Source organism: Salipiger bermudensis, from assembly GCF_020171625.1.
In the GTDB taxonomy this organism is placed as follows: domain Bacteria; phylum Pseudomonadota; class Alphaproteobacteria; order Rhodobacterales; family Rhodobacteraceae; genus Salipiger; species Salipiger bermudensis_B.
On the sequence record NZ_JAIUZY010000005.1, the window covers coordinates 129,943 to 154,640 of the forward strand.

26 protein-coding genes and 1 tRNA gene are annotated in these 24,698 nt (G+C 67.7%); 12 read left to right on the forward strand and 15 right to left on the reverse strand.

The annotated features are described in order from the left end of the window. Positions 1-13: 13 nt before the first annotated feature. Positions 14-298 carry a DUF6455 family protein gene (locus LCM15_RS10045; protein ID WP_224855968.1) on the forward strand — a complete coding sequence of 95 codons (285 nt, stop codon included), beginning with the start codon at positions 14-16 and terminating at the stop codon, positions 296-298. Positions 299-302: 4 nt separating this feature from the next. Then, the gene (locus tag LCM15_RS10050; protein WP_224855970.1) at positions 303-566 is read left to right on the forward strand and encodes a DUF6455 family protein; all 264 of its coding nucleotides are present in this window, start codon (positions 303-305) and stop codon (positions 564-566) included. A 117-nt stretch (positions 567-683) separates the two neighbouring features. Here LCM15_RS10050 and LCM15_RS10055 read toward each other — a convergent pair whose 3' ends face one another. Further along, a complete protein-coding gene (locus LCM15_RS10055; protein WP_224855972.1) occupies positions 684-1,667 on the reverse strand; it encodes a complex I NDUFA9 subunit family protein in 984 nt (327 codons plus the stop codon). A gap of 152 nt (positions 1,668-1,819) precedes the next feature. Between LCM15_RS10055 and LCM15_RS10060 the strand changes: the two genes are divergently transcribed. Next, positions 1,820-1,906: transfer RNA gene (locus tag LCM15_RS10060), tRNA-Leu, on the forward strand. Positions 1,907-2,081: 175 nt separating this feature from the next. Here LCM15_RS10060 and LCM15_RS10065 read toward each other — a convergent pair. Further along, positions 2,082-2,849, reverse strand: coding sequence for a DeoR/GlpR family DNA-binding transcription regulator (locus LCM15_RS10065; RefSeq protein WP_224855974.1), 768 nt, complete (start codon positions 2,847-2,849; stop codon positions 2,082-2,084). A 302-nt stretch (positions 2,850-3,151) separates the two neighbouring features. On the opposite strand from LCM15_RS10065, the gene LCM15_RS10070 reads away from it, so the two are divergent. From LCM15_RS10070 to LCM15_RS10090, 5 genes are all read left to right on the forward strand, one after another. Beyond that, positions 3,152-4,315 (forward strand): ABC transporter ATP-binding protein, encoded by a 1,164-nt coding sequence (locus LCM15_RS10070; RefSeq protein WP_224855976.1) that lies wholly within the window; start codon positions 3,152-3,154, stop codon positions 4,313-4,315. After that, positions 4,312-5,235: a carbohydrate ABC transporter permease gene (locus LCM15_RS10075; RefSeq protein ID WP_224855978.1), complete on the forward strand. Its 924-nt coding sequence runs from the start codon at positions 4,312-4,314 to the stop codon at positions 5,233-5,235. The genes LCM15_RS10070 and LCM15_RS10075 overlap by 4 nt, the downstream gene beginning before the upstream one ends. Continuing rightward, a complete protein-coding gene (locus LCM15_RS10080) occupies positions 5,235-6,047 on the forward strand; it encodes a carbohydrate ABC transporter permease (protein ID WP_224855980.1) in 813 nt (270 codons plus the stop codon). Before LCM15_RS10075 ends, LCM15_RS10080 begins: the two co-directional genes overlap by 1 nt. Before the next feature lie 45 nt (positions 6,048-6,092). Then, positions 6,093-7,370: an ABC transporter substrate-binding protein gene (locus LCM15_RS10085; protein WP_224855982.1), complete on the forward strand. Its 1,278-nt coding sequence runs from the start codon at positions 6,093-6,095 to the stop codon at positions 7,368-7,370. A gap of 127 nt (positions 7,371-7,497) precedes the next feature. Further along, the gene (locus LCM15_RS10090; RefSeq protein WP_224855984.1) at positions 7,498-8,298 is read left to right on the forward strand and encodes a phosphodiesterase; all 801 of its coding nucleotides are present in this window, start codon (positions 7,498-7,500) and stop codon (positions 8,296-8,298) included. A 151-nt stretch (positions 8,299-8,449) separates the two neighbouring features. Here LCM15_RS10090 and LCM15_RS10095 read toward each other — a convergent pair whose 3' ends face one another. The 6 genes from LCM15_RS10095 to LCM15_RS10120 all read right to left on the reverse strand — a co-directional run bounded on the left by LCM15_RS10095 (position 8,450) and on the right by LCM15_RS10120 (position 14,900). Further along, positions 8,450-10,384 carry a 3-hydroxyacyl-CoA dehydrogenase NAD-binding domain-containing protein gene (locus tag LCM15_RS10095; protein ID WP_224855986.1) on the reverse strand — a complete coding sequence of 645 codons (1,935 nt, stop codon included), beginning with the start codon at positions 10,382-10,384 and terminating at the stop codon, positions 8,450-8,452. A gap of 3 nt (positions 10,385-10,387) precedes the next feature. Beyond that, positions 10,388-11,089 carry an ABC transporter ATP-binding protein gene (locus LCM15_RS10100; RefSeq protein WP_224855988.1) on the reverse strand — a complete coding sequence of 234 codons (702 nt, stop codon included), beginning with the start codon at positions 11,087-11,089 and terminating at the stop codon, positions 10,388-10,390. Continuing rightward, complete coding sequence (locus LCM15_RS10105; RefSeq protein WP_224855990.1) at positions 11,076-11,861, reverse strand: ABC transporter ATP-binding protein; 786 nt, start codon at positions 11,859-11,861, stop codon at positions 11,076-11,078. The genes LCM15_RS10100 and LCM15_RS10105 overlap by 14 nt, the downstream gene beginning before the upstream one ends. Beyond that, positions 11,858-12,814 (reverse strand): branched-chain amino acid ABC transporter permease, encoded by a 957-nt coding sequence (locus LCM15_RS10110; protein ID WP_224855992.1) that lies wholly within the window; start codon positions 12,812-12,814, stop codon positions 11,858-11,860. The genes LCM15_RS10105 and LCM15_RS10110 overlap by 4 nt, the downstream gene beginning before the upstream one ends. After that, complete coding sequence (locus tag LCM15_RS10115; protein ID WP_224855994.1) at positions 12,814-13,686, reverse strand: branched-chain amino acid ABC transporter permease; 873 nt, start codon at positions 13,684-13,686, stop codon at positions 12,814-12,816. The genes LCM15_RS10110 and LCM15_RS10115 overlap by 1 nt, the downstream gene beginning before the upstream one ends. Before the next feature lie 65 nt (positions 13,687-13,751). After that, the gene (locus LCM15_RS10120) at positions 13,752-14,900 is read right to left on the reverse strand and encodes an ABC transporter substrate-binding protein (RefSeq protein WP_412103286.1); all 1,149 of its coding nucleotides are present in this window, start codon (positions 14,898-14,900) and stop codon (positions 13,752-13,754) included. A 277-nt stretch (positions 14,901-15,177) separates the two neighbouring features. On the opposite strand from LCM15_RS10120, the gene paaG reads away from it, so the two are divergent. The 4 genes from paaG (at position 15,178) to LCM15_RS10140 (ending at position 18,453) form a co-directional block, all read left to right on the forward strand. Beyond that, positions 15,178-15,972, forward strand: a complete 795-nt coding sequence (gene paaG, locus LCM15_RS10125) for a 2-(1,2-epoxy-1,2-dihydrophenyl)acetyl-CoA isomerase PaaG (RefSeq protein WP_224855998.1) — start codon at positions 15,178-15,180, stop codon at positions 15,970-15,972. Positions 15,973-15,993: 21 nt separating this feature from the next. Continuing rightward, a complete protein-coding gene (gene paaI, locus LCM15_RS10130; RefSeq protein WP_224856663.1) occupies positions 15,994-16,434 on the forward strand; it encodes a hydroxyphenylacetyl-CoA thioesterase PaaI in 441 nt (146 codons plus the stop codon). 21 nt (positions 16,435-16,455) lie between these two features. Further along, positions 16,456-17,763 carry a phenylacetate--CoA ligase PaaK gene (gene paaK, locus LCM15_RS10135; protein ID WP_224856000.1) on the forward strand — a complete coding sequence of 436 codons (1,308 nt, stop codon included), beginning with the start codon at positions 16,456-16,458 and terminating at the stop codon, positions 17,761-17,763. A 90-nt stretch (positions 17,764-17,853) separates the two neighbouring features. Beyond that, positions 17,854-18,453 (forward strand): TetR/AcrR family transcriptional regulator, encoded by a 600-nt coding sequence (locus LCM15_RS10140; RefSeq protein ID WP_224856002.1) that lies wholly within the window; start codon positions 17,854-17,856, stop codon positions 18,451-18,453. On the opposite strand, the gene LCM15_RS10145 is transcribed toward LCM15_RS10140, so the two are convergent. From LCM15_RS10145 to paaB, 7 genes are all read right to left on the reverse strand, one after another. After that, a complete protein-coding gene (locus LCM15_RS10145; protein WP_224856004.1) occupies positions 18,437-19,054 on the reverse strand; it encodes a transferase hexapeptide repeat family protein in 618 nt (205 codons plus the stop codon). The genes LCM15_RS10140 and LCM15_RS10145 overlap by 17 nt on opposite strands. 2 nt (positions 19,055-19,056) lie before the next feature. Then, positions 19,057-21,126: a phenylacetic acid degradation bifunctional protein PaaZ gene (gene paaZ, locus LCM15_RS10150; protein ID WP_224856006.1), complete on the reverse strand. Its 2,070-nt coding sequence runs from the start codon at positions 21,124-21,126 to the stop codon at positions 19,057-19,059. Positions 21,127-21,143: 17 nt separating this feature from the next. After that, complete coding sequence (locus tag LCM15_RS10155; protein ID WP_224856009.1) at positions 21,144-21,896, reverse strand: Phenylacetic acid catabolic protein; 753 nt, start codon at positions 21,894-21,896, stop codon at positions 21,144-21,146. Beyond that, positions 21,886-22,962 (reverse strand): 1,2-phenylacetyl-CoA epoxidase subunit PaaE, encoded by a 1,077-nt coding sequence (gene paaE / locus LCM15_RS10160; RefSeq protein ID WP_224856011.1) that lies wholly within the window; start codon positions 22,960-22,962, stop codon positions 21,886-21,888. Before paaE ends, LCM15_RS10155 begins: the two co-directional genes overlap by 11 nt. Before the next feature lie 66 nt (positions 22,963-23,028). Then, positions 23,029-23,550 (reverse strand): 1,2-phenylacetyl-CoA epoxidase subunit PaaD, encoded by a 522-nt coding sequence (paaD, locus tag LCM15_RS10165; RefSeq protein WP_224856013.1) that lies wholly within the window; start codon positions 23,548-23,550, stop codon positions 23,029-23,031. Positions 23,551-23,554: 4 nt separating this feature from the next. Continuing rightward, positions 23,555-24,409 carry a 1,2-phenylacetyl-CoA epoxidase subunit PaaC gene (gene paaC / locus LCM15_RS10170; protein WP_224856015.1) on the reverse strand — a complete coding sequence of 285 codons (855 nt, stop codon included), beginning with the start codon at positions 24,407-24,409 and terminating at the stop codon, positions 23,555-23,557. Next, a complete protein-coding gene (paaB, locus tag LCM15_RS10175) occupies positions 24,409-24,696 on the reverse strand; it encodes a 1,2-phenylacetyl-CoA epoxidase subunit PaaB (RefSeq protein WP_224856017.1) in 288 nt (95 codons plus the stop codon). The genes paaC and paaB overlap by 1 nt, the downstream gene beginning before the upstream one ends. Positions 24,697-24,698 lie beyond the last annotated feature (2 nt).

Sequence of the window (24,698 nt, forward strand, 5' to 3'; positions counted from 1 at the left end):
GGAGGACGGAACGATGCTCGATCCCCGGCCCAACCGACCGCTCGGTGCGACCAAGCTTCATTACTGGCGCGTGCAACGCATGGCGCGGGCCAACGGTACCGATCTGGTGGGCGCCGCCGAACATGGCGCGCTGAGCCAGGAGGACTGGGCCGCGATGGCGCATCGCTGCCGCGCCTGCAAATGGACCGACGGCTGCCGACGCTGGCTGTCAGACCCCGCGACAGGGCCTCGGGCCACCCCCGAAGGCTGCGCGAACCGCCGCCACTTCGCTGCACTCCAGGACGACATGAAGGACTAAGCCGATGCCCCAGAGGCTGGGAGATCCCGCCCGCCACTTCTGGCTGACCCGCAGCGTGGCCCGTGTCATGGACCTCAACCTCTCGGAGGCGATGCTGGCCGGGCACCTGAAGCCGGATCAGTATGCCAGGATGGTGACCAGCTGCCGCGGCTGCGCGCTGGTCGAGAGCTGCGAACACTGGCTGGGCCACCTGACCGGCCCGTCGAGCGCGCCCCCACCGGGCTGCTGCAACGACGCGACGTTCCGCCGGCTGAAGACGCTGCATTGAACGGGCTCGGCGCGCCGGATCAGGACGCGCCTAGGCGATCCTATCTGTGCGGCCCGGCAGGCTGGCGCGTGCGACAGCTCTTCACGCCCACAAATGGTCAGAACGGCGCCCGGGATCTTACTCCGAGCGCAGGCCGCGGGCCGATTCCTTGATCGCGTCGTACTGGCCCGAGGGGCGGAAGCGCCAGAGGTAGTCGGGCAGCACCGCCTCGAGCGAGGTCGGCGTGATGCCCAGCTCCGCGAAGCCCTTCGCATCGTCCGAGACGACGTTGTCGCGCCGCAGCGATTTCACCTGATCGCGGGTGATCTGCGCCGAAAACAGTCCGCCGGTCAGGCGCTGGATGCCTTCGAACACCCAGCCCATCACCGAGGCGATGCCGAAGGGAATGTTCACGATGAAGCGGCGGCGGCGGATCACGCTCAGCATCTCTCCGATCAGGTCGCGGAAGCTCTCGCGGTCCGGGCCGCCAAGCTCGTAGACGCCCGGCGCCGCCGCGCCGGTCACGCCCATCACCGCGGCCTGCGCCACGTCATCGACATAGACCGGCTGGAAGCAGGTGTCGGCGCCGACCAGCGGCAGCACCGGCCCCATGCGCGACATCCCGGCGAAGCGGTTGAAGAACTGGTCCTCGGCCCCGAAAATCACCGACGGGCGCAGGATCACCGCGTCGGGCATGTGGCGCAGTACCGCGGCCTCGCCTTCGGCCTTGGTGCGGGCGTAATCGCTCTTGCTGTCGGCATCGGCGCCGATGGCCGAGATCTGCACCATGCGGGCGACGCCCTGCTCGGCGGCGATACGCGCCACGCGCTCCGCCCCCTCGGACTGAATGGCATCGAAGTTGTTCTTGCCGCGGGCATCGAAGGTTCCGACGCAGTTCACCACCGCATCGGCGCCCTGCATGACCATGCGCACCGACTCGTCGTTGCGGATGTTGCACAGCACCGGCTCGACCTGACCGACCACGCCATAGGGGCGCACGAAATGCGCCTCGTTGGGCCGGCGCACGGCCACGCGGACCCGCCAGCCGAGCTTGGCCATACGCCGCGCGATGTAGCGCCCCACGAACCCGGATCCGCCGTAAATGGTGACGAGTTTGCTCATTGCCCATGCTCCTGCTGCCAGGGTTTCCAGCCCTGAATACCGGCCCGGGCGAGGCCCGGCAAGGTGCGTGGCAGCGGGATGGAAAACAAACCGAAAAAACCTGCTTGACGGCGAGTGTAACGACCCTTAAACGCCCTCCTCACACCACCTGTGCCCAGGTGGCGGAATTGGTAGACGCGCTGGTTTCAGGTACCAGTGACCTAACGGTCGTGGAGGTTCGAGTCCTCTCCTGGGCACCATGGAAAACCCCGGAAGGTCATGGCGACATGATGTTCCGGGGTTTTCTTGTTTTCAGACCCCCGCTTTTGCCCATGCCTACCACCGAACCACAGCGCCCTGAGTCGCGCCGACGGTGATGCAGGTCGGGAAATGCGCCTTGCCTCTCAGCCGATCGCGCGCAGAAGGCCCTGAGATCTAAAGCCCCACGACCTCGCAGCCCGCCTCCAGCGCCATGCGTGCGACATCGGCGGGGAGGTCGCCCCCGCTAACGATCCGCTCGAGCGCGGACACGTCGCCCCAGCTGAACGGCGCCGCACGGCCGATCTTGGTATGATCGAGCACCAGGGTGCGGTGGCGGGCGCAGGACATGATCGCCTTTCGCGCCTGAATCTCGTCGGGCGTGAAGTCCAGAAGCGCACCGGCCTCGGACAGCCCTCCGACCGAGAACACCGCGTGATCGAAATTCAGCCCGCCGAAGAACGCGAGGCTGTCCGGCCCGATCACATCGAGATCCCCCGGGCGCAGCTGCCCGCCAGCGATCAGCACCGTCACCTCCGCGCTGCCGCGCAGGGCGAGCGCCACGTGCAGGCTGTTGGTCGCCACGGTCAGCCGTTTGTGCCCCGCCAGCGCGTGCGCCACCGCTTCGACCGTGGTGCCGGTGCCCAGCGCGACGGTCGCGCCGTCGGGGATCTGCGCTGCGACCACCGCGGCAATCTGCGCCTTCTCGTCCGATGCGATTTTCTGACGCGGCTGATAGCCCAGATTCTCGTGATGGTTGTTCAGCCTCACCGCACCGTGACGCCTGCGCACGACGCGCGCCTCGTCGAGCGCGCGCAGGTCGGAGCGGATCGTCTGCGCACTAACGCGCATCTCTTCGACCAGCGCCGCCACCGGCAATTCGCCATGCCGCGTCAGCAGCGCGACGATCGCGTTCCGCCGCCGCTCGGATTCGATCATCTCCATTTTCGTTCGAACTCCTCCCAGTGCGCTCCCTCGTGCAACTTGAGGTAGCTTGAGGCAGATGGAAAGACGAAACCCAGAAATTCCCAAGCGTCACTTGCCTGTTACCTGCACCCTCTAAGTGCGCAGCAACAGCGCCGAATCCCCGGATCGGCTTTCGAACGAAAACAGCGAAGGACTGTGGCTTTGTCTCAGCCCGCGATCCTCCCGGTCGCGGCACTGGTGTCGCGCGCCCTGTGGGGCGGACCTGACACCACCGGCTGGCACGGTCACGAGTCTTGCGGATGACGAGAAAGGAAACGCAGATGGACCTCACCCGGACCCTGACCGCCACGCCCGCGCTGGCGTTGCACGGCGTCGCCAAGGCCTTCGGCGGCACGCCGGTGCTCAGGGGGATCGATCTCGATATCCGAGAGGGCGAGTTCCTCAGCCTCGTCGGCAGCTCGGGCTGCGGCAAGTCCACCCTGCTGCGCATCATCGCCGGGCTGGAAACGCAGGACCGCGGCACGCTGGAGATCGCCGGACGCGACGTGACCGACGTGGACCCGTCGGATCGCAACCTCGCCATGGTGTTCCAGAGCTATGCGCTCTACCCCCACATGACGGTGCGCGAGAACATCGCCACGCCGCTGCGGATGCGCCGCCTGCCCGGCGCGGCCCGTCTGCCGCTGATCGGACGGCTGGTGCCCAACCAGTCCGACACCCGCGCCGGGATCGACGCCGCCGTGCGCGAGGCCGCCGAGGTCCTGCAGATCACGCCGCTGCTGGACCGTCGCCCGGCCCAGCTTTCGGGCGGGCAGCGCCAGCGGGTCGCGCTGGCCCGCGCGCTGGTGCGCGATCCCGCCGCGTTCCTGATGGACGAGCCGCTGTCCAACCTCGACGCCAAGCTGCGCGCCCACATGCGCGAGGAACTGGCCGACCTGCACGCCCGCCTCGGCACCACCTTCGTCTACGTCACCCACGATCAGGTCGAGGCGATGACCATGTCCAACCGCATCGCGCTGATGGACGCCGGCGAGATTGCGCAGCTCGGCACCCCGTCCGAGCTGTACGAGCGGCCCGCCAACCTCACCGTGGCGCGCTTCATCGGCACGCCCCAGATGAACGTGCTGCCGGTCGAGATCGCCCCCGGCGGCACCGTCATGCTGTTCGGCCGGCCGACCGCGCTCGCGGTCCGCTCCGCTCCCGGCCCCGCCACGCTTGGCCTGCGCCCCGAGGACCTGCGCCTCGCCCGGACGGGCTGGCCCGCGAAGGTGCTGCGCATCGAGCCGCACGGTGCCGACCGCTACCTGACGCTGGAGCTTCCCGGCACCGGTGCCGGGCGCCTCGTGCTGCGCCAGTATGCCGGGGCGGAGGTGATCCCCGGCGACGGGCAGGTGCATGTCGATTTCGCCCCCGAAAGGGCGCATCTCTTCGGCGCCGACGAGCGCCGCCGCGAGGTCGCCCAGCGCGCGGAGCAGGTGGCATGACCAGTCTCGACCTCTCCCCTCTGGCCACGATCCCCGCGCGGCAGGGCAGCCGGCGCGAGCGGCGCATGATGTGGCGCGCGCTGGCCTTCGTTGCCCCCGCCGCGCTGCTCATGCTGGCGATCTACATCCTGCCCGTGCTGGTGCTGACCGGCTTCAGCGTCACCGACTACCAGCTCGGCGCACTCGACTGGAGCGTCATCGGGCTGGGCAACTTCGAACGCGCGGTTTCGGACCCGGTGTTCCTGCGCGCGCTGGTGAACACGCTGATCTACGCGGCGCTGGTGATCCCGCTGGGCGTCGGGCTGGCGCTCGGCATCGCGCTTCTGGTGCATGGCACCAAGCGCACGCGCGGCCTGTGGGAAGTGGCCTATTTCCTGCCCGTCACCGCGACGCTGGTGGCCATGGCGACGGTTTGGCAGTTCCTGCTGCACCCCTCTCTCGGGCCGGTCAATGCCGCGATCCGCTGGCTCGGGTTCGAGCCGGTGGCCTTCCTCGCCGATCCAGCGCTGCTGATCCCGACGATGGCGCTGATGGGCATCTGGCAGGTGCTGGGCTTCAACATGGTTCTGTTCCTCGCCGGTCTGACCGCGATCCCGAAGGACCTGACCGAAGCGGCGCGGCTCGACGGGGCGAAATCCCCGGTCGACCGCTTCCTGACCGTGACCTGGCCGATGCTGGGGCCGACCACGATGTTCGTCATGGTCACCACCTCGATCTCGGCCTTCAAGGTGTTCGAGCAGGTGGCCGTGCTGACCAAGGGGCGGCAGGGCTCGGAAACCTTGCTCTATGCCATCTACCTCGAGGGGTTCGAGTACGCCGAGACCGGCTACGCCGCCGCGCTGACGCTGATCTTCCTCGCGCTCGTGCTGATCCTCTCGGTCGGCCAGACCTTCAAACTCGACCGCAAGGTTCACTACTGATGGCCCGCTTCGTTCCGCATCTCGTGCTGGCGCTCGGCGCCTGCGTCATGCTGCTGCCGTTCTACTGTATGGGGCTGACCGCGATCCGCGCGCCCTCCGAGATCTTCGACATCTCGCTCTGGCCGATCCCCGAGGACTTCTCGGCAGGCCGCAACTTCGCCAAGGTCGAAGAGCGCGTGCCGATGGGGCGCTTCATGCTCAACGGCGTGATCGTCTGCGCCGGCATCCTGATCGTGCAGGTGGCGACCGCGGTGCCCGCCGCCTATGCGCTGGCCAAGCTGAAGTTTCCCGGCAAGGCGCTGTTCCTGGCGCTGGTCGTGGGGGCGCTTTGCGTGCCGATGCAGGCCCTGGCCCTTCCGCTCTTCGTGGGGCTGGCCAAGGCGCAGCTCCTGAACACCTACTTCGCCCTGATGGCGCCGTTCTTCCTGTCGGTCTTTGCCATCTTCCTGTTCCGCCAGTCGTTCCGCTCCTACCCGGACGAGATCATCGAGGCCGCGCGTCTCGACGGCTTCTCCGAGTTCGATATCTGCTGGCGCCTGGTCCTGCGCGGCTCGCTGCCGTCGCTCTCGGCCTTCGCGATCTTCTCGGTCGTGGCGCACTGGAACGATCTCTACTGGCCGATGATCGTGGTCCGGGACACGGCGCTCGCGCCGCCGCCGCTGGGGATGCTGTACTTCTCCGACGCGGAATCCGGGGCCGATTACGGCGCCCTCATGGCAGGGGCCACGCTGGTCACCGCACCGATGGTTCTCTGCTTCCTGCTGGCCCGACGTCAGTTCATCGCCGGCATCACCATGACCGGGGTCAAGTGATCCCCGTCCCCCTTTCCTCTCCCCAAGACAAAACGGAGCTTCCGCATGTCTAAACTCTCTTCCCTCCTGCCCGGCGCCGCGGCGCTTGTCCTCCTGCCCGCCTCCGCGATGGCAGAGCAGGTCACCCTCGACGTGCTCTACAACCTGCCGGGCTTCACCCGCTTCCACCAGCCGATCGCCGAGGCGTTCATGGAGCAGCACCCGGACATCAAGATCGAGTTCCGCGCCCCCGCCGTGGCCTATAACGAGGGCCACCAGCAGGTGCTGCGCTCGGCCGTGACCGGCGACATGCCCGACGTGTTCTTCTCGGGCTACCACCTGCTGCAGGAGCTGGTCGAAACCCTCGAGCCGCGCGGCCAGATCACCCCGATCGCCCAGTTCGTCGAGCAGGAAGACAGCGGCTGGGTCGACGAGAACTACTCGCCCAAGATGTACGCGCTCGGCAAGATCGGCGACACCCAGTGGGGCCTGCCGGTCAACGCCTCCTCGCCGATCATGTACGTAAACGCCGACCTCGTGCGCGAGGCGGGCGGCGATCCCGAAAACATGCCCGACACCTGGCCCGAGCTGCTCGATCTGGCGGTCGAGATCAACGCGCTTGGCGACGACATCGCCGGCATGGCCTATGACATCGGCGGCTGGCCCGACGACTGGCTGTGGCAGGCGATGGTCTACCAGCAGGGCGGCGAACTCATCGACGCAGAGACCGGCAAGGTCGCCTTCGACAACGAGGTCGGCCTCAACGCGCTCAACTACTTCCGCTCCTTCGTCACCGAGGCCGGCCAGCCGGTGCTCGACTGGGACCAGTCGCGCCAGCAGTTCGGCGCCGGCAAGACCGGCCTCATCTTCTCGACCCCGGCGCATGTGCAGACCGTGGAAGAGCTGGTCGGCGACCGCTTCGAGCTGGTGACCGACACCTTCCCGCTGGACGACAAGGAAAACGGCGGCGTGCCGACGGGTGGCAACGCGGCGGTCATGCTGACGCAGGACGAGGCCAAGCAGGACGCGGCCTGGGAATACCTCAAGTGGGTCACCGGCCCCGAGGCGCAGGACATGATCGTGCGCATCACCGGCTACCTGCCCACCAACAAGCGCGCCACCGGCGAAGAGTTCCTGGCCCCGTTCTACGCCGAGAACCCCAATGTCGAGACCGCCTCGTTCCAGGCCGACCGCTCGCAGCCTTGGGCCGGCTATCCCGGCGGTGACAGCGTTCGCATCTGGCGCACCCAGCGCGACATCATCGCCGCCGTGATGCGCGGCGAGACCACGCCCGAGGACGGCCTCGCGCAGCTGGTGTCGGAAACCAACGCGCTGATGGAATAAACCGATCTGCCCGGGCGGCCCCGTGCCGCCCGGGCATTCTCTCCCTCTCCCTCCCCGATACGGCACCGGGCGACGGCACACGCCGTCGCCCGCGACGGACCTCCGGCTTCCAGAAAAAGACCCACCCATGAAGATCATTCAGTTCACCGACACGCATCTCGTCCCGCCGGGAGAGACCCTGCACAAGCTCGACCCTGCCGAGATGCTGCGTCGCGGTGTGGCCCATGTCCTCGCGCATCACGCCGATGCCGACCTGCTCGTGATCACCGGCGACCTGTGCAACGACGGCGACCCCTCCGCCTACGCGCTGCTGCGCGAGATCCTGGCGCCGCTGCCCTGCCCCGTCCGCCTGATGCTGGGCAACCACGACGAGCGCCCGGCCTTCCGCGACGCCTTCCCCGACCAGCCGGTGACGGAGAGCGGCCACGTCCAGAGCCACATGGACACGCCGCAGGGGCGCCTGCTGTTCCTCGACAGCCACGAGCACGGCTTCATCGGCGGCAAGTTCTGCGAGGCGCGTCGGGACTGGCTGCGCGACGCGCTCGAGGGCGCGGGCGACCAACCGGTGACGGTGTTCATCCACCACCCGCCGGCGCATCACGGGCTGGCGCATTTCGACCATATCGGCCTGCACGACACCGACGCGCTGCTCACTGTCCTGCGCGGCCATGGCCCCGGCGTGCGTCACGTGGTGTTCGGGCACATCCATGTGCCGCTGTCGGGCACCAGCCCCGAGGGACTGGCCTACAGCTCCGGGCAGGCCATGTCGCACCGGTTCATCACCGATCTCGACGAGCCGGCCCCGTGGTGGACCGGCGGCAACCCGACCTACCGGGTGATCCTGATCGACGATCACGGCTTCCGCGCCTACGGTGTCGAGACCGATCAGGAGCCCCTGTCCCGCGCCCCGGTCTGCGAAGGCCCGTAACGCCGCTGCAGGGGTCGCGGGGCGTGGCGCCTGAGCGGCGCCAGCACGCGCGTGCCGCCGAACGCGACCTGCCAGTCAGGCGATTAGTGGCACGTTGTGCCGGACGCCGCGACGGGGCCCGAGCCTCGAAGGCCCCGTCCCCGCGCCCGTGCTAAGACGCGCTTGTCGCGAACATCGGCCCGCCCTTCCAGCGCGGGAAGCCGTATCCGTGCACCTCGACAAGATCGATGTCCTGCGGCGCCTGCGCGATGCCCTCGCGCAGGATCGCCTGACCCTCCGCCGCCATCGCGCCGACGAGCCGCTCGGCGATCTCGGGGCGCGGCAGGTCGAGCGACCCGGACACCCGCCCGGCGAGCAGCTTGGTGACCGCGTCCGAGGGCTGCGGTCTCCGGTCCCCTTCGGCATAGTCGTACCAGCCGCCGGCCGTCTTCTGGCCCTTGCGCCCGGCCCGCACGAGGATGTCGCCCAGCGTCTCGGCCACGTCCTGCCCCTCCGCCCGCGCGCCTTCGCGTTGCAGGAAGGCGATGTCCAGCCCGCCCAGATCCTGCGCCTCGAACGGCCCCATGCGGAAGCCGTAGTCGCGCATCGCCCCGTCGATCTCGGCGATCGCCACCCCCTGCGAGACCAGGGCCTCGGCCTCGGCGCGGTAGCGCTTGAGGATGCGGTTGCCGATGAAGCCCTCGCAGATCCCCGCCTGCACCGGCATCTTCTTCAACGCTCGCGCAAGCGCGAAGCCGGTGGCCAGCACGTCGGGCGCGGTGTCCGGGGTCGGCACGATCTCGAGCAGTTTCATGATGTGGGCGGGGCTGAAGAAATGCAGCCCGATGAAGCGCTCGGGATGCGGCAGGCCCTCGGCGATGGCGCGGGGATCGAGATAGGAGGTGTTGGTCGCCAGCACCGCATCCGCGCGGCAGACGCGGCCCAGCTCGGCGAAGACCGCGCGCTTCACGCCGATCTCCTCGAACACCGCTTCGATCACCAGATCGGCCTGCGCTAACTCGGCATAGTCGGTGCTGCCGCGCACGCCCGCCATCCGCTCGGCGCGCTCCTCTTCGCTGAGCTTGCCGCGCTTGACCGCGCCGTCGAAGATCTTGCCGACATTTGCCAGCCCGCGTGCGACCGCCTCGGTATCGCGCTCGATGAGGATGACCTCCATGCCGGCCTCGCGGCAGGCTCCGGCGATGCCCGCCCCCATGGTGCCACCGCCGATCACGCCCACGGTCCCGAAGGGGCGCGGCGCGATGTCCTTGAGCGCTGCTGGCTTCGGCGCGGCCCGCTCGGCGAAGAACACATGCCGCAGCGCCGCCGCCTCGTCCGAGCCGCGCAGGTCGAGGAAGGTCTGGCGCTCATGCGCCATGGCCTCGGCAAAATCGTGCTCCGTGGCGAAACGAATGCTATCCAGCGCGCGCAGCGGGGCCTGATGACCGGCCTTGCCAGCCGCCTTGCGCGCCGCCTGCCAGAACGCCTCGGGCATCGGCGCAAGCGGGCGTTTCGACACCGGCACCGGCAGATCCGCCGCCAGCGCCTTGCGGGCGAAGGCCACGGCCTCGCGCTCGAGATCACCGGAGACCACCGCGTCGACGAGCCCGGCCTCAAGCGCCTTTGCCGCAGGCATCGGCCTGCCGCTGGTGACCAGATCGACCGCCACCTCGACCCCGGCCAGACGCGGCGTGCGCACCGTCCCCGATGCGCCGGGGATGACGCCAAGCGTGACCTCGGGCAGACCGACCCGCGCGCTGTCCACGGCGATGCGGAAGCGGCACCCCATTGCGATCTCGAAGCCACCGCCCAGCGCCGCGCCGTGAATCGCCGCGATCCATGGCGTGTCCGCCGCCTCGAGCCGGTCCACCACGTCGGGCAGGTGCGGCTCGACCGGCGGCTTGCCGAACTCGCGCACGTCGGCCCCGGCGAGGAAGGTCCGCCCGGCGCAGATCAGCACCACGGCGCGCACGTCGGGATCGGCGTCGAGCTGGCCCACCATCTCGAAGAGCTCCTTTCGGACGGCCTCGGAGATCGCGTTCACCGGCGGGTTGTCGAGGGTGACGACGGCGATGTCGCCGTCGCGTTGGACAGTCAGAAGTGTCATGGTTCAGAGTCCCAGATAGGCTTCACGGATGCGCGGATCGGCGATGAGGTCGGGCGCGGCACCGGTCATGGTGATCCGCCCGGTTTCCATAACGTAGCCGCGGTCGGCGATCTTGAGCGCACCATAGGCGTTCTGCTCGACCAGCAGCACCGTCACGTCGCGCTCCTTGAGCGATTTCACCACCTCGAAGATCTGCGCCACCAAGAGCGGTGCCAGACCCATCGACGGCTCGTCGAGCAGCAGGCAATGCGGCCGGCCCATCAGCGCGCGGCCAATCGCCAGCATCTGCTGCTGGCCGCCCGACAGCCCCCCCGCCGCGAGATTGCGCTTTTCCTTCAGGATCGGGAACAGGGCGAAGGCATCGGCCATGTCGCGCTCGACCCGGTCGTCGGAGAACAGGAAGGCCCCGAGACGCAGGTTCTCCTCGACCGTGAGGTTGGTGAAGATCTGCCGCCCCTCGGGCGATTGCGCCAAGCCCCGCTTCAGCCGCTTGTGGGCGGGTACGGTGGCAAAGCTCTCGCCCCGGAAGACGATGGTTCCGTCGCTCACCGGCTGGGTGCCCGACAGGCACCGCAGCAGGGTTGTCTTGCCGGCACCATTGGCGCCCACCACGGTGACGATCTCACCCGAGCTGACTTCGAGGTCGAGCCCGTGCAGCACCTCGATGCGCCCGTACCGCGAGCGCAGCCCTTCAACCGTCAGCATGGGCGGGCTCCTCTTCCTCGGTGCCGAGATAGGCGGCGATCACCGCCGGGTCGCGAGACACGGTGGCCGGGTCGCCCTCGGCGATCTTCTCGCCGTGGTCCAGCACCACGATGTGGTTCGAAATCCGCATCACCAGCTTCATGTCATGCTCGACCAGGAGGATGGCGATGCCCGACGCGGCAAGCTCGGCGATCAGGTGGTCGATCTCCTCGGTCTCGACCGCGTTGCACCCCGCCGCGGGTTCATCAAGCAGCAGGATATTCGGGTTCAGCGCCAGCGCGCGGGCGATCTCGAGCCGCTTCAGCGCGCCGTAGCTGAGGTTGCCCGCGACCTGTTCGGCGGCCTTGTCGAGCCGCACCCGCTCCAGAAGCTTGCGCGCCCCGGACCGCGCCTCGGCGGCCCGCCGCTTCATGCCGGGCAGCGACAGCAGGTCGGCCCAGACCGAGCCGCGCTCGGTCAGGTGATAGCCCGCCAGCACGTTGTCGAGCACCGTCATCTCCTGAAAGATCTGCAGGTTCTGAAAGGTGCGCGACAGGCCCATCTCGGCCAGCCGGTGGGGGGCCACCCCGGTCACCGCACGGCCATTCAGCGAGACCGAGCCGCGCCCGGGCTGGTAGACGCCCGAAATCATGTTGAAGAGCGTGGTCTTGCCGGCGCCGTTCGGTCCGATGACCGAGACGATTTCGCCGGGCGCGACCTTGAAGCTCACGTCGTTGACCGCCTTCAGCCCGCCGAAGCTGATGCCGAGGCCCTGTATCTCCAGAAGGCTCATTCGTCCCTCCCTTTCAGACGCCGCGCGATCGAGGGCAACAGCCCCTGCGGCAGGAAGATCATCACCAGCACCATCACGAGGCCCAGAACCAGCTGCTCGTACTCGGCAAAGACGGTCAGCACCTGCGGCAGCAGCGTCAGGATCGCGGCGCCGAAGGTCGCGCCCAGCACCGAGCCGACGCCGCCGAGCACCGCCATGGTGACCATCTCGACCGAGTGCATGAAGCCCGCCACGTCGGGCGTGATATAGCCGTTCTGCAGCGCCAGCAGCGAGCCCGCGACCGAGGCGTAGACCGCCGAGATCACGAAGGCGCGCAGCTTCTGGCGCGGCACGTCGACGCCGACGGTGGAGGCGGCGACCTCCGATCCGTGCAGCGCGCGCATGGCGCGTCCAGAGGGGCTGTCGAAGAGGTTCAGCGCCAGCCAGGCCCCGATCAGCAGCACCACGCCGCAGATCATGTACCAGAACTCGCCGCCCGACAGCCGCCAGCCCATGTCGCGCAGCAGGCCGCGCAGGCCCAGATCGGCGACGTTCATGCCGTCCGGCCCCCCGGTCAGCGCACGCTCGTTGGTCAGCACCATCGACACGAGGATGCCGAAGCCCAGCGTCGCCACCGCAAGGTAGTAGCCCTTGAGCCGCAGGATCGGCTTGCCGATCAGCGCCGCCATGACACCCGAGACCACCGCGCCAAGCAGCACCGCCAGCGCCGGATGCAACCCGAGATGCTCCGGTGCCAGCGCGCAGGCATAGGCGCCGATCCCGGCAAAGCCCGCGTGCCCGAGGCTGATCTGCCCGGCATAGCCGATCAGGATCACCAGCCCGACCACCGACAGCGCGTTGACGAAGATCAGCGCGCCGACCCGGTAGTAGTAGCCCGAGGGGAAGAACAGCGGCAGCAGCGCGATCAGCAGCGCCAGCACGCCGAGCGAAATCCATTTGTTGCGGCCGGCCATCACACGCGCTCCGTCGATTTGCTGCCGAAAAGGCCCTGCGGCATCACGAAGAGCACGCCGAGGATGACGATGAAGGCCACCGCCTCCTTGTATTGCGAGCTGAGATAGCCCGCGGTCAGCGCCTCGAAGCAGCCCAGCAGCAGCCCGCCGACCAGAGCGCCCTTGGGGTTGCCCATGCCGCCGAGCATGGCGGCGGCGAAGCCCTTGAGCGCCAGTGCCACGCCGACGTCGTAGCCGACGAGGGTGATCGGCGTGACCAGCACGCCGGCAAAGGCACCGATGGCCGCCGACAGACCGAAGGACAGGGTCATCACCCAGCCGGTGTTGATCCCGACAAGCTGCGCCGCGACGCGGTTGTTGGCCGTGGCCAGCACCGCCTTGCCGGTCAGCGTGCGGGTGAAAAAGATCCACAGCCCCACGAAGACCGCCAGCGCGCCGGCGATCACCCACAGGCTCTGCGGCAGGATCGTCGCGCCCAGCACGTGGATCGGATCGTCGCCCGAAAACGACGGGAAGCGGTGCAGCTGCTTGTCGAAGATCAGCTGCGTCGCGCCGCGGATCACGATCGACGCGCCGATGGTGATGATGATGAGCGACACCACCGGCGCGCCGCGCGCCGGCTCGATCGCCAGCTTGTTCAGCGCCACGCCAATGGCCGAGGTCACGAGGATCGCGATCACGGCGGCCAGCGGCAGCGGCAGCCCGGCTTGATAGGTGAAGACGGTGATCATCCCGCCCAGCATGACGAACTCGCCCTGGGCGAAGTTCACCACGTCGGAGGCGTTGTAGATGATCGTGAAACCCAGCGCCACGAGCGCGTAGACGGCGCCCACGGTCAGACCGGAGAACAGGAATTGCAGCAGGGCGTCCATCGGGGCTCCCAAGGCTTTGGCAAAATGGGGAGCGGCTCCGGGCAGCGGCCCGGAGCCGAAGCGAGTTACTCGACCGACAGCCAGTCGCCGTCCTTGATCTCGAGCATCCGGAAGGCGCTGAGATCGAGGCCGAGGTGATCCTCGGGCGAGAAGGCATAGGTGCCGGTCGTGCCGACGAGACCGCTGGTCTCTTCCAGCGCATCGCGGATCGCCTGCGGATCCTCGCTGTCACCGGCGCGGCTGATGGCATCGACGATCAGCGCGAAGGCGTCATGCGCATAGCCGCCGAAGGTCGAGACATCCTGATCGTACTTGGCCTTGTAGGCCTCGGTGTAGGAGGTCACGACCTCGTATTGCGCGTCATCCTCGGCCAGCTTGTCGGCGATTAGCAGCGCCGTGCCCGGCAGGCGCAGCCCCTCGGCGGCCTCGGCCCCGGCAAGCTCGATGAAGGCATCCGAGGCGACCCCGTGGCTCTGGTAGAGCGGAACCTCGAAGCCAAGCTGTGCGACGTTGCGGGTGACGATCGCCGGACCCTGGCCGAAGCCCGGGTTGAGCACCGCCTGCACACCGTCGGTGTTGCGGATGCGGGTGAGCTGCGGCGTCATGTCGGCATCCTGCGGGCCGTAGGTCTCGTCGGCGACGATCTCAATGCCGTACTCGCCCGCCACGTCCTTGCATTGCGCCTGCATCGAGGCGCCAAAGCCGTCGGTGCCCGAGATCATGCCGATCCGGGTGATGTCCTGCGCCTGCATGTCGGTGAAGATCTTCTCGCAGGCCATGCGGTCGGTGTGCGGCGTCTTGAAGACGAACTCGCGCACCGGATCGATGATCGAGATCGCGCCGGCCAGCGAGATGAAGGGAATGCCCTCGTCCTCGGCCACCGACAGGATCGACATGGTGGTGCCGGTGGTCGAGCCGCCGATGATCGCGACGACCTCGTCATCCTCGACGAGGCGGGTGGCGAAGGTGCGTGCCTTGTTGGGGTCGCCGCCGTCATCATAGAGCGTCAGCGCGATTTCCTCGCCGTTGATGCCGCCCTCCTCGTTGAGCTGCTCGACCAGCATCTCGAGGGTCTTGGCCTCGGGATCGCCGAGGAAGGCCGCCGGGCCGGTGGCGGAAACGCTGACGCCGAGACGGATCTCGGCCTGCGCGGCGCCGGTCAGGGCGCCCAGCGCGGCCAGTGTGGCAAGCGCGGTGGTGGTCTTGGACATCATGGTAACTCCTCCCAGATTGGTGTCCGTCTTTTATCGGGTGCCGGGTCCGCTCAGGCCGCCATATGCCAGCGACTCATTCCGCCCGGGGCCTGCGCGAACGAGGTCCGGAACGCGCGCGTTTCAGGCGCCGTCAGGGCGCTTTCAAGCAGCGGTGTATGGCGGGTGAACGGGTCTGTCATGGCTCCTCCCAAAGCATGACTCGTATCATTGACCGTCCGGTCGGTTTATGCAACGGTAAATGTCACTGACCCCATGGAGGGGGGCCCGGGAGGATCACATGACGACATCGCACACCGTTCTGGCGGAGCTGGAGTCCGGCGTTCTGACGCTGACTCTCAACCGCCCGGACAAGCTGAACTCCTTCAACGAAGAGATGCACCTTGCCCTGCGCGCGCAGATCCAGCGTGCGCATGATGACGATGCGATTCGTGCCGTGTTGCTCACCGGCGCCGGACGCGGCTTCTGCGCCGGGCAGGATCTCGGCGACCGCGATCCGCGCAAGGGCGGGCCGAAGCCGGACCTCGGCCACACGATCGAGACCTTCTACAACCCCACTCTCCGGCTCATCCGCGCCCTCGAAAAGCCGGTGATCTGTGCCGTCAACGGTGTTGCCGCCGGGGCCGGTGCCAATATCGCGTTTCTCTGCGACGTCGTGCTGGCGGCGAAATCCGCGAAGTTCATTCAGGCCTTCTCGAAGATCGGCCTGATCCCCGACGCGGGCGGCAGCTGGTCGCTGGCGCGCATTCTCGGCGAACCGCGCGCCAAGGCGCTGACCCTTACCGCCGAGCCGCTGATGGCCGAGACCGCCGCCGACTGGGGGCTGATCTGGAAGGCGCTCGACGACGATGCGCTGATGCCGGAGGCCAGGGCGCTCGCCGCAAAGCTCGCCTCCGGGCCGACGCTGGGTCTCGGGCTGACCAAGCGGCTGATCCAAGAGGCCGCGACCAACGATCTCGACACGCATCTCGACCGCGAGCGGGACTGCCAGCGCGAGGCGGGCCGCTCCGACGACTACGCCGAGGGCGTCACCGCCTTCCTCGAGAAACGTCCCGCCAGCTTTCAGGGGAAGTGAGCCATGAAGGACAGTCAGACCATGTCCGCCCAGGATCTCGCCGAGGCCTGTGCCAAGGAAATGTGGAACGCCGACAGCGCCTCGCAGCGGCTCGGAATGACGCTGGCCTACATTGCCCCTGGCCATGCGACGCTCGAGATGGAGCTGAGCGATCAGATGACCAACGGCCATGGCAATGCCCATGGCGGCTATCTCTTCACGCTGGCGGACAGCGCCTTTGCCTTCGCCTGCAACACCTACAACGAGATGACCGTCGCGCAGCATTGCTCGGTCACCTACATCACCCCGGGCGCGCTCGGGGACAGGCTGACGGCCACCGCGCGCGAGGTGTCGCGCAAGGGCCGCTCCGGCATCTATGACGTGACGGTTTCCCGGGAGGACGGGACCGTCATTGCAGAATTCCGCGGCCATTCGCGGACGCTCAACCGGCCTTTGCTGCCCGAAACGCGGGCGGAGGGCTGACCCATGAAGGGAGGAGAAACCATGACAGACATGACCCCCATGAAGGAGATCCTCGATCCGATCGAGATCGCCAGCCGCGACGAAATTTCCGCGCTTCAGCAAAAGCGCATGGCCTGGTCGCTGCGCCATGCCTACGAGAACTCCCCCTTCTATCGCAAACGCTTCGACGAGCACGGCGCGCACCCGGACGACTTCAAGACGCTCGCCGATCTCGCCAAGTTCCCCTTCACCATGAAGCAGGACCTGCGCGACACCTACCCGTTCGGCATGTTCGCCGTCCCACGTGAGCAACTGGTGCGCATCCACGGCTCGTCCGGCACCACCGGCAAGCCCACCGTGGTCGGCTATACCCAGAAGGACATCGACACCTGGGCCGATTGCATGGCGCGCTCGATCCGCGCCTCGGGGGGCCGCAAGGGCGACATCTGCCACGTGGCCTATGGCTATGGCCTCTTCACCGGCGGCCTCGGGGCGCATTACGGCGCCGAGCGTCTCGGCTGCACCGTGGTGCCGATCTCGGGCGGCATGACCGAGCGGCAGGTCACGCTGATGCAGGACTTCCGTCCGCAGATCATCATGGTCACCCCCTCCTACATGCTCTCGATCCTCGACGAGTTCCGCCGCCAGGGGATCGACCCGCGCGACAGCTCTCTCAAGGTCGGCATCTTCGGCGCCGAGCCGTGGACCAACGCCATGCGCGAAGAGATCGAGCAGGCCTTTGACATGCACGCGGTCGACATCTACGGCCTCTCGGAGATCATGGGCCCCGGGGTCGCCAACGAATGCGTCGAGACCAAGGACGGGCTGCACGTCTGGGAAGACCACTTCTACCCCGAGATCATCGACCCCGCGACGGGCGATGTGCTGCCCGACGGCGAGATGGGCGAGCTGGTGTTCACCACGCTGACCAAGGAAGGTCTGCCGATGGTGCGCTACCGCACCCGCGACCTCACCCGCATCCTGCCCGGCACCGCCCGCTCGATGCGCCGGATCGAGAAGATCACCGGCCGCAGCGACGACATGATCATCCTGCGCGGCGTCAACGTCTTCCCGACCCAGATCGAGGAGCAGATCCTGAAATGCGAAGGCCTCGCGCCGCACTTCCAGATCGAACTTGGCCGCAAGGACCGGATGGACGTGATGACCGTGCACGTGGAATGCACCCCGGCCCGCTGCGATGCCGACGCCCGCGCCGCCTCGGTGAAGGAGCTGTCGCACCACATCAAGTCGGTGGTCGGCGTCTCGACCAAGATCGAGGTGCATGATCCCGAGAGCGTTGCCCGATCCGAAGGCAAAGCGAAACGCGTCATCGACAACCGCCCGAAGTAACCTTCCGGCAGGGTGGCAAACATCCCGTCCGGCGGGTAAGGACTGGCGCGCCGCCACTCCGCCCGCCGGACCAAGAGGAGCACCGCGCATATGGCCAGAACGCGCGCCAGCGACTTCGAGGAAAAGCAGCACCAGCTGCTCCTGACCGCCGCCAACGTCTTTGCGACGCAGGGCATGGAAAAGGCATCGATGTCCCAGATCGCCGCCGAGGCCGGGGTCTCCAAGTCGCTGCTCTACCACTACTATCCGTCGAAGGACGCGCTGATCTTCGCGATCATAAAGGGCCATCTCGACGAGCTCGATGCCGCTCTGGACGAGGCGGACGATCCCGCCCTACCCCCGCGCGAGCGGCTTGAGACGCTGGTGATGACGGTGCTCGACGCCTACAAGGGCGCCGACGATCAGCACAAGGTGCAGCTCAATGCCGGCCCCGCGCTGTCGGACGAGCAGAAAGCCGGCATCACCAAGATCGAGCGGCGCATCGTCACGCATTTCTCGAACACGCTGAACGAGATACACCCGCAGCTCGGCACCCCGGAGCGACCGCTTCTGATGCCGGTCACCATGTCGCTCTTCGGCATGATGAACTGGGTCTACATGTGGTTCCGCGACGGCGGAAAGATCAGCCGCGAGGACTATGCCCGCGTCGCGACGACCCTGATCCTCGAGGGGGTCAAGGCCGTCCGCTGAGCGCCGCGCGCTCGACCACGAGCGGATCGTATTCGGGCGCCGTCACGCGGCGGCGTCCCTCCTCCACCTCTGCCAGCGGCTGTGCCGGGGCGAGCTTGGTCTTGGCGTCCACCGCGAGCTGGCGATAGACATCCGTGCCGCGCGACTTCCAGTCGATTTCCTGCGCACTCAGCTCGCGCAGCACCTTGGCAGGGGACCCCACGGCCATGACATTGGCCGGGATCTCCATCCCCGCCCGCACGAAGGCCATGGCGCCGAGGATGCTGTTCTCGCCGATCCGCGCCTCGTCCATCACCACGGCGTTCATCCCGATCAGCGCGTTGCGCCCGATGTGGCAGCCATGCAGCACCGCGCCGTGCCCGACATGGCCGCGCTCCTCGACCACCACGTCCTTGCCGGGGAAGGCATGGGCGACGCAGGTTTCCTGCACGTTCGAGCCGGGATGCAGCGTGATCCGCCCGAAATCGCCGCGCAGCACCGCGCCGGGGCCGACATAGCAGCCGGCCCCCACGATCACGTCGCCGATCAGCACCGCCTCGGGGTGAACGAAGGCCGACGGGTCGACCACCGGCACCACCCCGTCCCAGGACCAGACCGCCATGCTCAGGCCTCCTGCGGAAGCGGCCAGCTCTTGGCCACCATGGTCAGCACGTCGTACTCGGCCACGACCTCGTCATTCTGGTTGGTGACGCGGCAATCCCAGCGCACCTCGCCATAGACCGTGCCCTCGCGCGGGTTGATCTGCTTGCAGGTCAACTGAACCTGCAGGCTGTCGCCGAAATAGACGGGCGTCAGGAAGCGCAGGTTGTCGACGCCGTAGTTGGCCAGCACCGGGCCGGGATCGGGCTGCACGAACAGCCCCGCCGCGAAGGACGCGATGAGGTAGCCATGCGCCACGCGGTCATCGAAGAACGGGTTGGCCTTCGCCGCATCGCTGTCCATGTGGGCATAGAAGGTGTCACCGGTGAATTGCGCGAAATGCTCCACGTCCTCCTGGGTGATGACACGGCGCTCGGTGACCAGCTGGTCACCGATGGCGAGCTCGGCCAGCGACTTGCGGAACGGGTGCGTGCCCTGCTCCGCCGGTGCGCCCGCAACCCATTCGCCCGTCACCGCAGACAACAGCCGTGGCGTGCCCTGCACGGCGGTGCGCATCATGAAATGCTTCACCCCGCGCATGCCGCCCATCTCCTCGCCGCCGCCGGCGCGGCCAGGCCCGCCATGCACCAGCGGTGCCAGCGGCGCGCCATGGCCGGTCGAACTCTTGGCGCTGTCGCGGTTGCCCAGCATCACCCGCCCGTGGAACGGCGCGACGCCAAGCACCAGCTCGGACGCAACGTCGGGGTCATTGGTGAACACCGACGACACCAGCGAGCCCTTGCCCATCATTGCCAGCGTGATCGCCTGATCCAGCCCCTCGTAGCCCATCACCGTCGCCACCGGGCCGAAGGCCTCGACGTCATGCGGCGCAGAGGCACTCAGCGGGTCGGCACAGCGGAGCAACACCGGGTTCAGGAACGCCCCCGCCTCGGCATCGCCCGACACCAGCGCGACCTTGGCCGGATCGCCAAAGACGATCTCCGCCTCGCGGGCGATCTCGGCGATCTTCTCGCGCACGCCCTCGCGGTCGCCCAGAGAGGCCAGCGCCCCCATCCGGGCGTTGGCGTCGTCCGGCAGACCCGGCGGCGTCTTTGCAAGCCGCTCGGAGAGCGCCTCGATCACCGCCTGCTCCTGCGCCCTGGGCACCAGAACGCGGCGGATCGCGGTGCATTTCTGCCCCGCCTTGGCGGTCATCTCACGATGCACTTCTTTGACGAAAAGATCGAACTCCGGCGTGCCGGGCACCGCATCGGGGCCGAGGATCGCGGCGTTGAGGCTGTCCGCCTCCATTGTGAAGCGCACCGAGTTCTCGACGATCGCCGGATGCGACTTAAGCTTGCGCCCGGTGGAGGCCGAGCCGGTGAAGGTGACGATGTCCTGCCCAGTCACGTGGTCCAGCAGGTCGCCGACACCACCGCAGACGATCTGCAAAGCGCCGTCGGGCAGGATACCCATCTCGAGGATGCGCCGCACCACCAGCTCGCTCAGGTAGGCGGTGGCCGAGGCGGGTTTTACGAGGCAGGGCATCCCGGCGATCAGCGCGGGGGCGATCTTTTCCAGCATGCCCCAGACCGGGAAGTTAAAGGCGTTGATGTGGATCGCCACGCCCTGCATCGGGACGAGGATGTGCTGGGCGACGAAACTGCCGTCGCGCGACAGCTGCTCGACCGCGCCCTCGGGGATCACCTTCGCGTTGGGAAGCTCGCGCCGGGCCTTCGACGCGAAGGTGAGCATCGTGCCGATGCCACCGTCGATGTCCGGCCAGGCGTCGCGCGCGGTGGCGCCGGTGGCGAGGCTCTCGGCGTAGAACGCGTCCTTCATCTCCATCAGCTTGAGGCCGATCTCCTTGAGCATCAGCGCCCGCTCGTGGATGGTGTACTGGCGCAGCGCCTTGCCGCCAACCTCGCGGCCCCAGTCCAGTGCCCCGGCAAAATCGAGCCCCTCCGAGCCGATATAGGCATGAACAACCCCGGTCGCAGCATTGGCGAGCGGCTTGCCCTCGCCCTCTCCGGCGCGCCAGGCTCCCTGCACGTAGCTCTCGAGGCGGCGCGCGGTGCGTCCCGTATCCAGCATTTGCTCGTCCTTCCTGTTCAGTTCAGTCCGAGGTCGGAGAGCACGCTCTCCGCCTCGCTGCGCCACGCAGTGCGCAGCGTCTCGTTGTCGGTGTGGCGCAGGCCCATGGCCTTCTGCTTCTCGAAGCGCTCCGAGATCGCCGGTCCGAAGGTCTCGGCGACGCGCGGCATCCAGTAGGCGACCGAGGTCTTCGCCTCCTCCGTCGCCCCGATCCGTTCGAGCCCCTCGACCCCAAGTTCCATGTGCCGCGTTTCGCGCGGCAGGATCTCTCTCATCACCTCGGCCAGAGGCTGGTAGGAGCAGCGCGCCATCTCTCCCACGGCATGGTGCGTGGCCAGCCCCATGAGCACGTTCATCACCACCGCGTCGGTCCAGCCGGTCAGCGGGTAGTGGAAGACCGAGAGCCGCATGTCGCCGCCGTGGCGTTTCGCCTCGAGCGTGCTGTCGCGAGTCTCGCGCGCGGCCCAGTCGTGGGCGCGTTCATACAGCGCCTTGTCGGTGCCGAAGCCCTCCATCAGGTCCAGCACCCGCTCGGCATGGTCGGCCTTTTCCAGCGTGATCCGGCTCGCGGCGATGCGCGCCTTGATCCCCGGCGCCCAGTTGATCGCCCCGGCAAAGCCCGCCGATCCCGCCAGCTCGCTGTCGACGAAGGAGGACATCAGCCGCAGAAGCTCGCCACGGTAGCGCGGCGGCACGTTCTCGGGCGAGGTCAGCTTGCCGCCCTGCGCGAGGTAGTCGGCGATGGGCATGGTGTCGGTGTCATTCGTCATAGCTGAGCACCACTTTGTCGGAGAGCGGAATGCACTGGCACGACAGCACGTAGCCGGCGCGCACCTCGTAATCCTCGAGCGCGTGGTTGATCTCCATCTCGACCTCGCCCTCAAGCACCTTGGCGCGGCAGGTCGAACAGACGCCGGCCTTGCACGAATAGGGCGCGTCCATGTTGTTCTCGATCGCCGCATCCAGCACCGCGGTGCCATCCTTCGGCATCTGGAACACCCGCGTCGCGCCGTCGAGCGTGACAGACACCTCGCAGGTGTTGCCGGCGGCGGCGGCCTGCTGCGACACCGCGCGTTTCTTGGCCCGGCCCGGCTGCGACGAGGCGAACAGCTCGAACTTGATCTGATCGTCCGAGAGCCCGGCCTGACGCAGGCTTTCCGCGATGGTCAGCATCATCGGCTCGGGCCCGCAGATGAACGCGGTGTCGACGCTGGTCGCATCGATCCAGAGGCGGAACAGCATCTCCATCTTCTCGGCGTCGATGCGCCCGGTGAAGAGGTCGATCTCCTGCCCCTCGCTCTCGAGGATGTGGATCACCGAGAAGCGACCGAGATAGGTGTTCTTGAGGTCTTCCAGTTCCTCGCGGAACATGATCGAGCCGACCTGCCGGTTGGCGTAGACCAGCGTGAAAGTGGCGTTCGGCTCACGCGACAGCACGGTCTTGATGATCGACAGCACCGGCGTGATCCCCGAGCCGCCGGCGAACCCGAGGTAGCTCTTGGCGCTCGACGGATCGAGCACGGTGAAGAACCGCCCCTGCGGCACCATCGCGTCGAGCGTGTCACCGGGTTTCAGATTTTCGTTGGCCCAGGTCGAGAAGGCGCCGCCGTCGACGCGCTTGATCCCGACCTTGAGGCACCCTTCGTCGAGACCGGCGCAGATCGAGTAGGACCGCCGCAGCTCCTCGCCGTCGAACTCGCGGCGGAAGGTCAGGTATTGGCCCTGGGTGAAGCCGAAACTCTCGGCGTCTTCGGCGCGCGGCTTGAGCGTGACGACCACGGCGTCGCGGGTCTCGCGGCGCACATCGGTCACTTCGAGGGGATGGAAACGGGGCATGTCAGACCTCCTCCTGTCTGGACAGGGAAATGCACAGGCGATGCCCCGCCGGGGCACCGGAATGGCTCAGTGGCACTTGAAGTAATCGAAGGGCTCGAGGCAGTCGCGGCAGCGGTAGCTGGCCTTGCAGGGGGTCGAGCCGTACTGGCTGACCCGCTCGGTGTGCGACGAGCCGCAGCGCGGGCAGGCGATCACCAGGTTCGACCGGCCCGACAGCCGCGCCGCGCGTCCCGTCATGAGACCGTCCGAGGCAGTGCCGTCCACCGGTGGTGCGATGCCGTAGGCGCGCAGCTTGTCGCGCGCCGCCTCGGTCACCCAGTCGGTGGTCCAGGGCGGCGACAGGCGCCGTTCGAGCCGCAGGTCGGTGATGCCCTTGTCGCGCAGCTGGGTCTCGATCATCAGGTCGATGACCCCCGTCGCCGGGCAGCCGGAATAAGTCGGCGTCACCGCCACCACCAGCGTCTCGCCCTCCCAGCGGACCTCGCGCACGATGCCCAGTTCGGTGACCGAGACCACGGGGATCTCGGGGTCCGGGACCTCGCCCAGCCAGTCCCAGACCTGCTTGGTGGATAGCAGAACCGCACTCACCGGCTTACCAGCTGGCGCCCGGGTAGGCGCGCTGCAGGAACTGCATCTGGGCAAGGATGTAGCCGAGGTGCTCGGTGTGCCGTCCCTGCTTGCCGCCGGTTTGCGCATCGAAGCGCTGCTCGGGCTGCACCAGCGTCGCCTCCTCCAGCACATCTGCCACGGTGCGCTGCCAGAGCGGCAGCAGATCCGCGAGCGCCGGCGCGATGCCGGCCTCGGCCACGGCCTCGTCCACCGCATCGGCGGCGAACATCTCGCCGGTGTAGGGCCAGAGCTTGTTCAGTGCCGCCTGCATCCGGGTGTGGCTCTCCTCAGTGCCGTCGCCCAGCCGGACCACAAGATCTGAGGACCGCTCGAGGTGATAGGACACCTCCTTCAGCGCCTTTGCGGCGATCTCGGCGACGCGCGGGCTGGAGGATATGGTGAGCGCCGTCAGCAGCTCGTAATGGAAGGCATCGAAGAGGAACTCGCGCATGAGCGTCACCGCCATGTCGCCGTTCGGCAGCTCGACCAGCTTCAGGTTGCGGAACTTCATCGCGTCGCGAAGGAATGCCAGATCGTCGGCATCGCGCCCGTCCGCCTCGACCTCGGCGGCAAGGCCAAGCCACATCTGGGTCTGCCCGATCAGGTCGAGCGCGGTGTTGGCCAACGCAATGTCCTCTTCCAGCACCGGTCCATGGCCGCACCATTCCGAGATGCGGTGCCCGAGGATCAGCGAATTGTCCCCCATCCGGCACAGCCAGTCGAAGAAGGCGGGTTTCAGAGCCACGTCCGCGACATGCGGATCGTGATGATGTTCGGCGGCGGCGCGCTCGGCGAGCGCGACCACGTCCGGCGTGGCGGCATCGGGAAGCGAGGGCATCACATGTGCCCCACTTCATCGGGGATGTCGAAGAAGGTCGGATGGCGGTAGACCTTGCTCTCCGCCGGATCGAAGAGCGGGCCCTTCTCGGACGGCGTCGAGGCGGTGATCTCGGATGAGGGCACCACCCAGATCGACACGCCCTCCTTGCGGCGGGTGTAGACGTCGCGGGCGTTCCGGATCGCCATTTCGGCATCCGGCGCGTGTAGGCTGCCGACGTGGCGGTGATTCAGCCCGTGCTGGCCCCGAATGAAGATCTCCCAGAGCGGCCATTCTTTCTTGGTCATGT

What these genes read in the sequence shown, in the direction of transcription:
- LCM15_RS10045 (WP_224855968.1), top strand. Translation starts at nt 14, where the DNA reads ATGCTCGATCCCCGGCCCAACCGACCGCTCGGTGCGACCAAGCTTCAT.
- LCM15_RS10050 (WP_224855970.1), top strand. Translation starts at nt 303, where the DNA reads ATGCCCCAGAGGCTGGGAGATCCCGCCCGCCACTTCTGGCTGACCCGC.
- LCM15_RS10055 (WP_224855972.1), bottom strand. Translation starts at nt 1,667, where the DNA reads ATGAGCAAACTCGTCACCATTTACGGCGGATCCGGGTTCGTGGGGCGC.
- LCM15_RS10065 (WP_224855974.1), bottom strand. Translation starts at nt 2,849, where the DNA reads ATGGAGATGATCGAATCCGAGCGGCGGCGGAACGCGATCGTCGCGCTG.
- LCM15_RS10070 (WP_224855976.1), top strand. Translation starts at nt 3,152, where the DNA reads ATGGACCTCACCCGGACCCTGACCGCCACGCCCGCGCTGGCGTTGCAC.
- LCM15_RS10075 (WP_224855978.1), top strand. Translation starts at nt 4,312, where the DNA reads ATGACCAGTCTCGACCTCTCCCCTCTGGCCACGATCCCCGCGCGGCAG.
- LCM15_RS10080 (WP_224855980.1), top strand. Translation starts at nt 5,235, where the DNA reads ATGGCCCGCTTCGTTCCGCATCTCGTGCTGGCGCTCGGCGCCTGCGTC.
- LCM15_RS10085 (WP_224855982.1), top strand. Translation starts at nt 6,093, where the DNA reads ATGTCTAAACTCTCTTCCCTCCTGCCCGGCGCCGCGGCGCTTGTCCTC.
- LCM15_RS10090 (WP_224855984.1), top strand. Translation starts at nt 7,498, where the DNA reads ATGAAGATCATTCAGTTCACCGACACGCATCTCGTCCCGCCGGGAGAG.
- LCM15_RS10095 (WP_224855986.1), bottom strand. Translation starts at nt 10,384, where the DNA reads ATGACACTTCTGACTGTCCAACGCGACGGCGACATCGCCGTCGTCACC.
- LCM15_RS10100 (WP_224855988.1), bottom strand. Translation starts at nt 11,089, where the DNA reads ATGCTGACGGTTGAAGGGCTGCGCTCGCGGTACGGGCGCATCGAGGTG.
- LCM15_RS10105 (WP_224855990.1), bottom strand. Translation starts at nt 11,861, where the DNA reads ATGAGCCTTCTGGAGATACAGGGCCTCGGCATCAGCTTCGGCGGGCTG.
- LCM15_RS10110 (WP_224855992.1), bottom strand. Translation starts at nt 12,814, where the DNA reads ATGGCCGGCCGCAACAAATGGATTTCGCTCGGCGTGCTGGCGCTGCTG.
- LCM15_RS10115 (WP_224855994.1), bottom strand. Translation starts at nt 13,686, where the DNA reads ATGGACGCCCTGCTGCAATTCCTGTTCTCCGGTCTGACCGTGGGCGCC.
- LCM15_RS10120 (WP_412103286.1), bottom strand. Translation starts at nt 14,900, where the DNA reads ATGATGTCCAAGACCACCACCGCGCTTGCCACACTGGCCGCGCTGGGC.
- paaG (WP_224855998.1), top strand. Translation starts at nt 15,178, where the DNA reads ATGACGACATCGCACACCGTTCTGGCGGAGCTGGAGTCCGGCGTTCTG.
- paaI (WP_224856663.1), top strand. Translation starts at nt 15,994, where the DNA reads ATGTCCGCCCAGGATCTCGCCGAGGCCTGTGCCAAGGAAATGTGGAAC.
- paaK (WP_224856000.1), top strand. Translation starts at nt 16,456, where the DNA reads ATGACAGACATGACCCCCATGAAGGAGATCCTCGATCCGATCGAGATC.
- LCM15_RS10140 (WP_224856002.1), top strand. Translation starts at nt 17,854, where the DNA reads ATGGCCAGAACGCGCGCCAGCGACTTCGAGGAAAAGCAGCACCAGCTG.
- LCM15_RS10145 (WP_224856004.1), bottom strand. Translation starts at nt 19,054, where the DNA reads ATGGCGGTCTGGTCCTGGGACGGGGTGGTGCCGGTGGTCGACCCGTCG.
- paaZ (WP_224856006.1), bottom strand. Translation starts at nt 21,126, where the DNA reads ATGCTGGATACGGGACGCACCGCGCGCCGCCTCGAGAGCTACGTGCAG.
- LCM15_RS10155 (WP_224856009.1), bottom strand. Translation starts at nt 21,896, where the DNA reads ATGACGAATGACACCGACACCATGCCCATCGCCGACTACCTCGCGCAG.
- paaE (WP_224856011.1), bottom strand. Translation starts at nt 22,962, where the DNA reads ATGCCCCGTTTCCATCCCCTCGAAGTGACCGATGTGCGCCGCGAGACC.
- paaC (WP_224856015.1), bottom strand. Translation starts at nt 24,409, where the DNA reads ATGCCCTCGCTTCCCGATGCCGCCACGCCGGACGTGGTCGCGCTCGCC.
- paaB (WP_224856017.1), bottom strand. Translation starts at nt 24,696, where the DNA reads ATGACCAAGAAAGAATGGCCGCTCTGGGAGATCTTCATTCGGGGCCAG.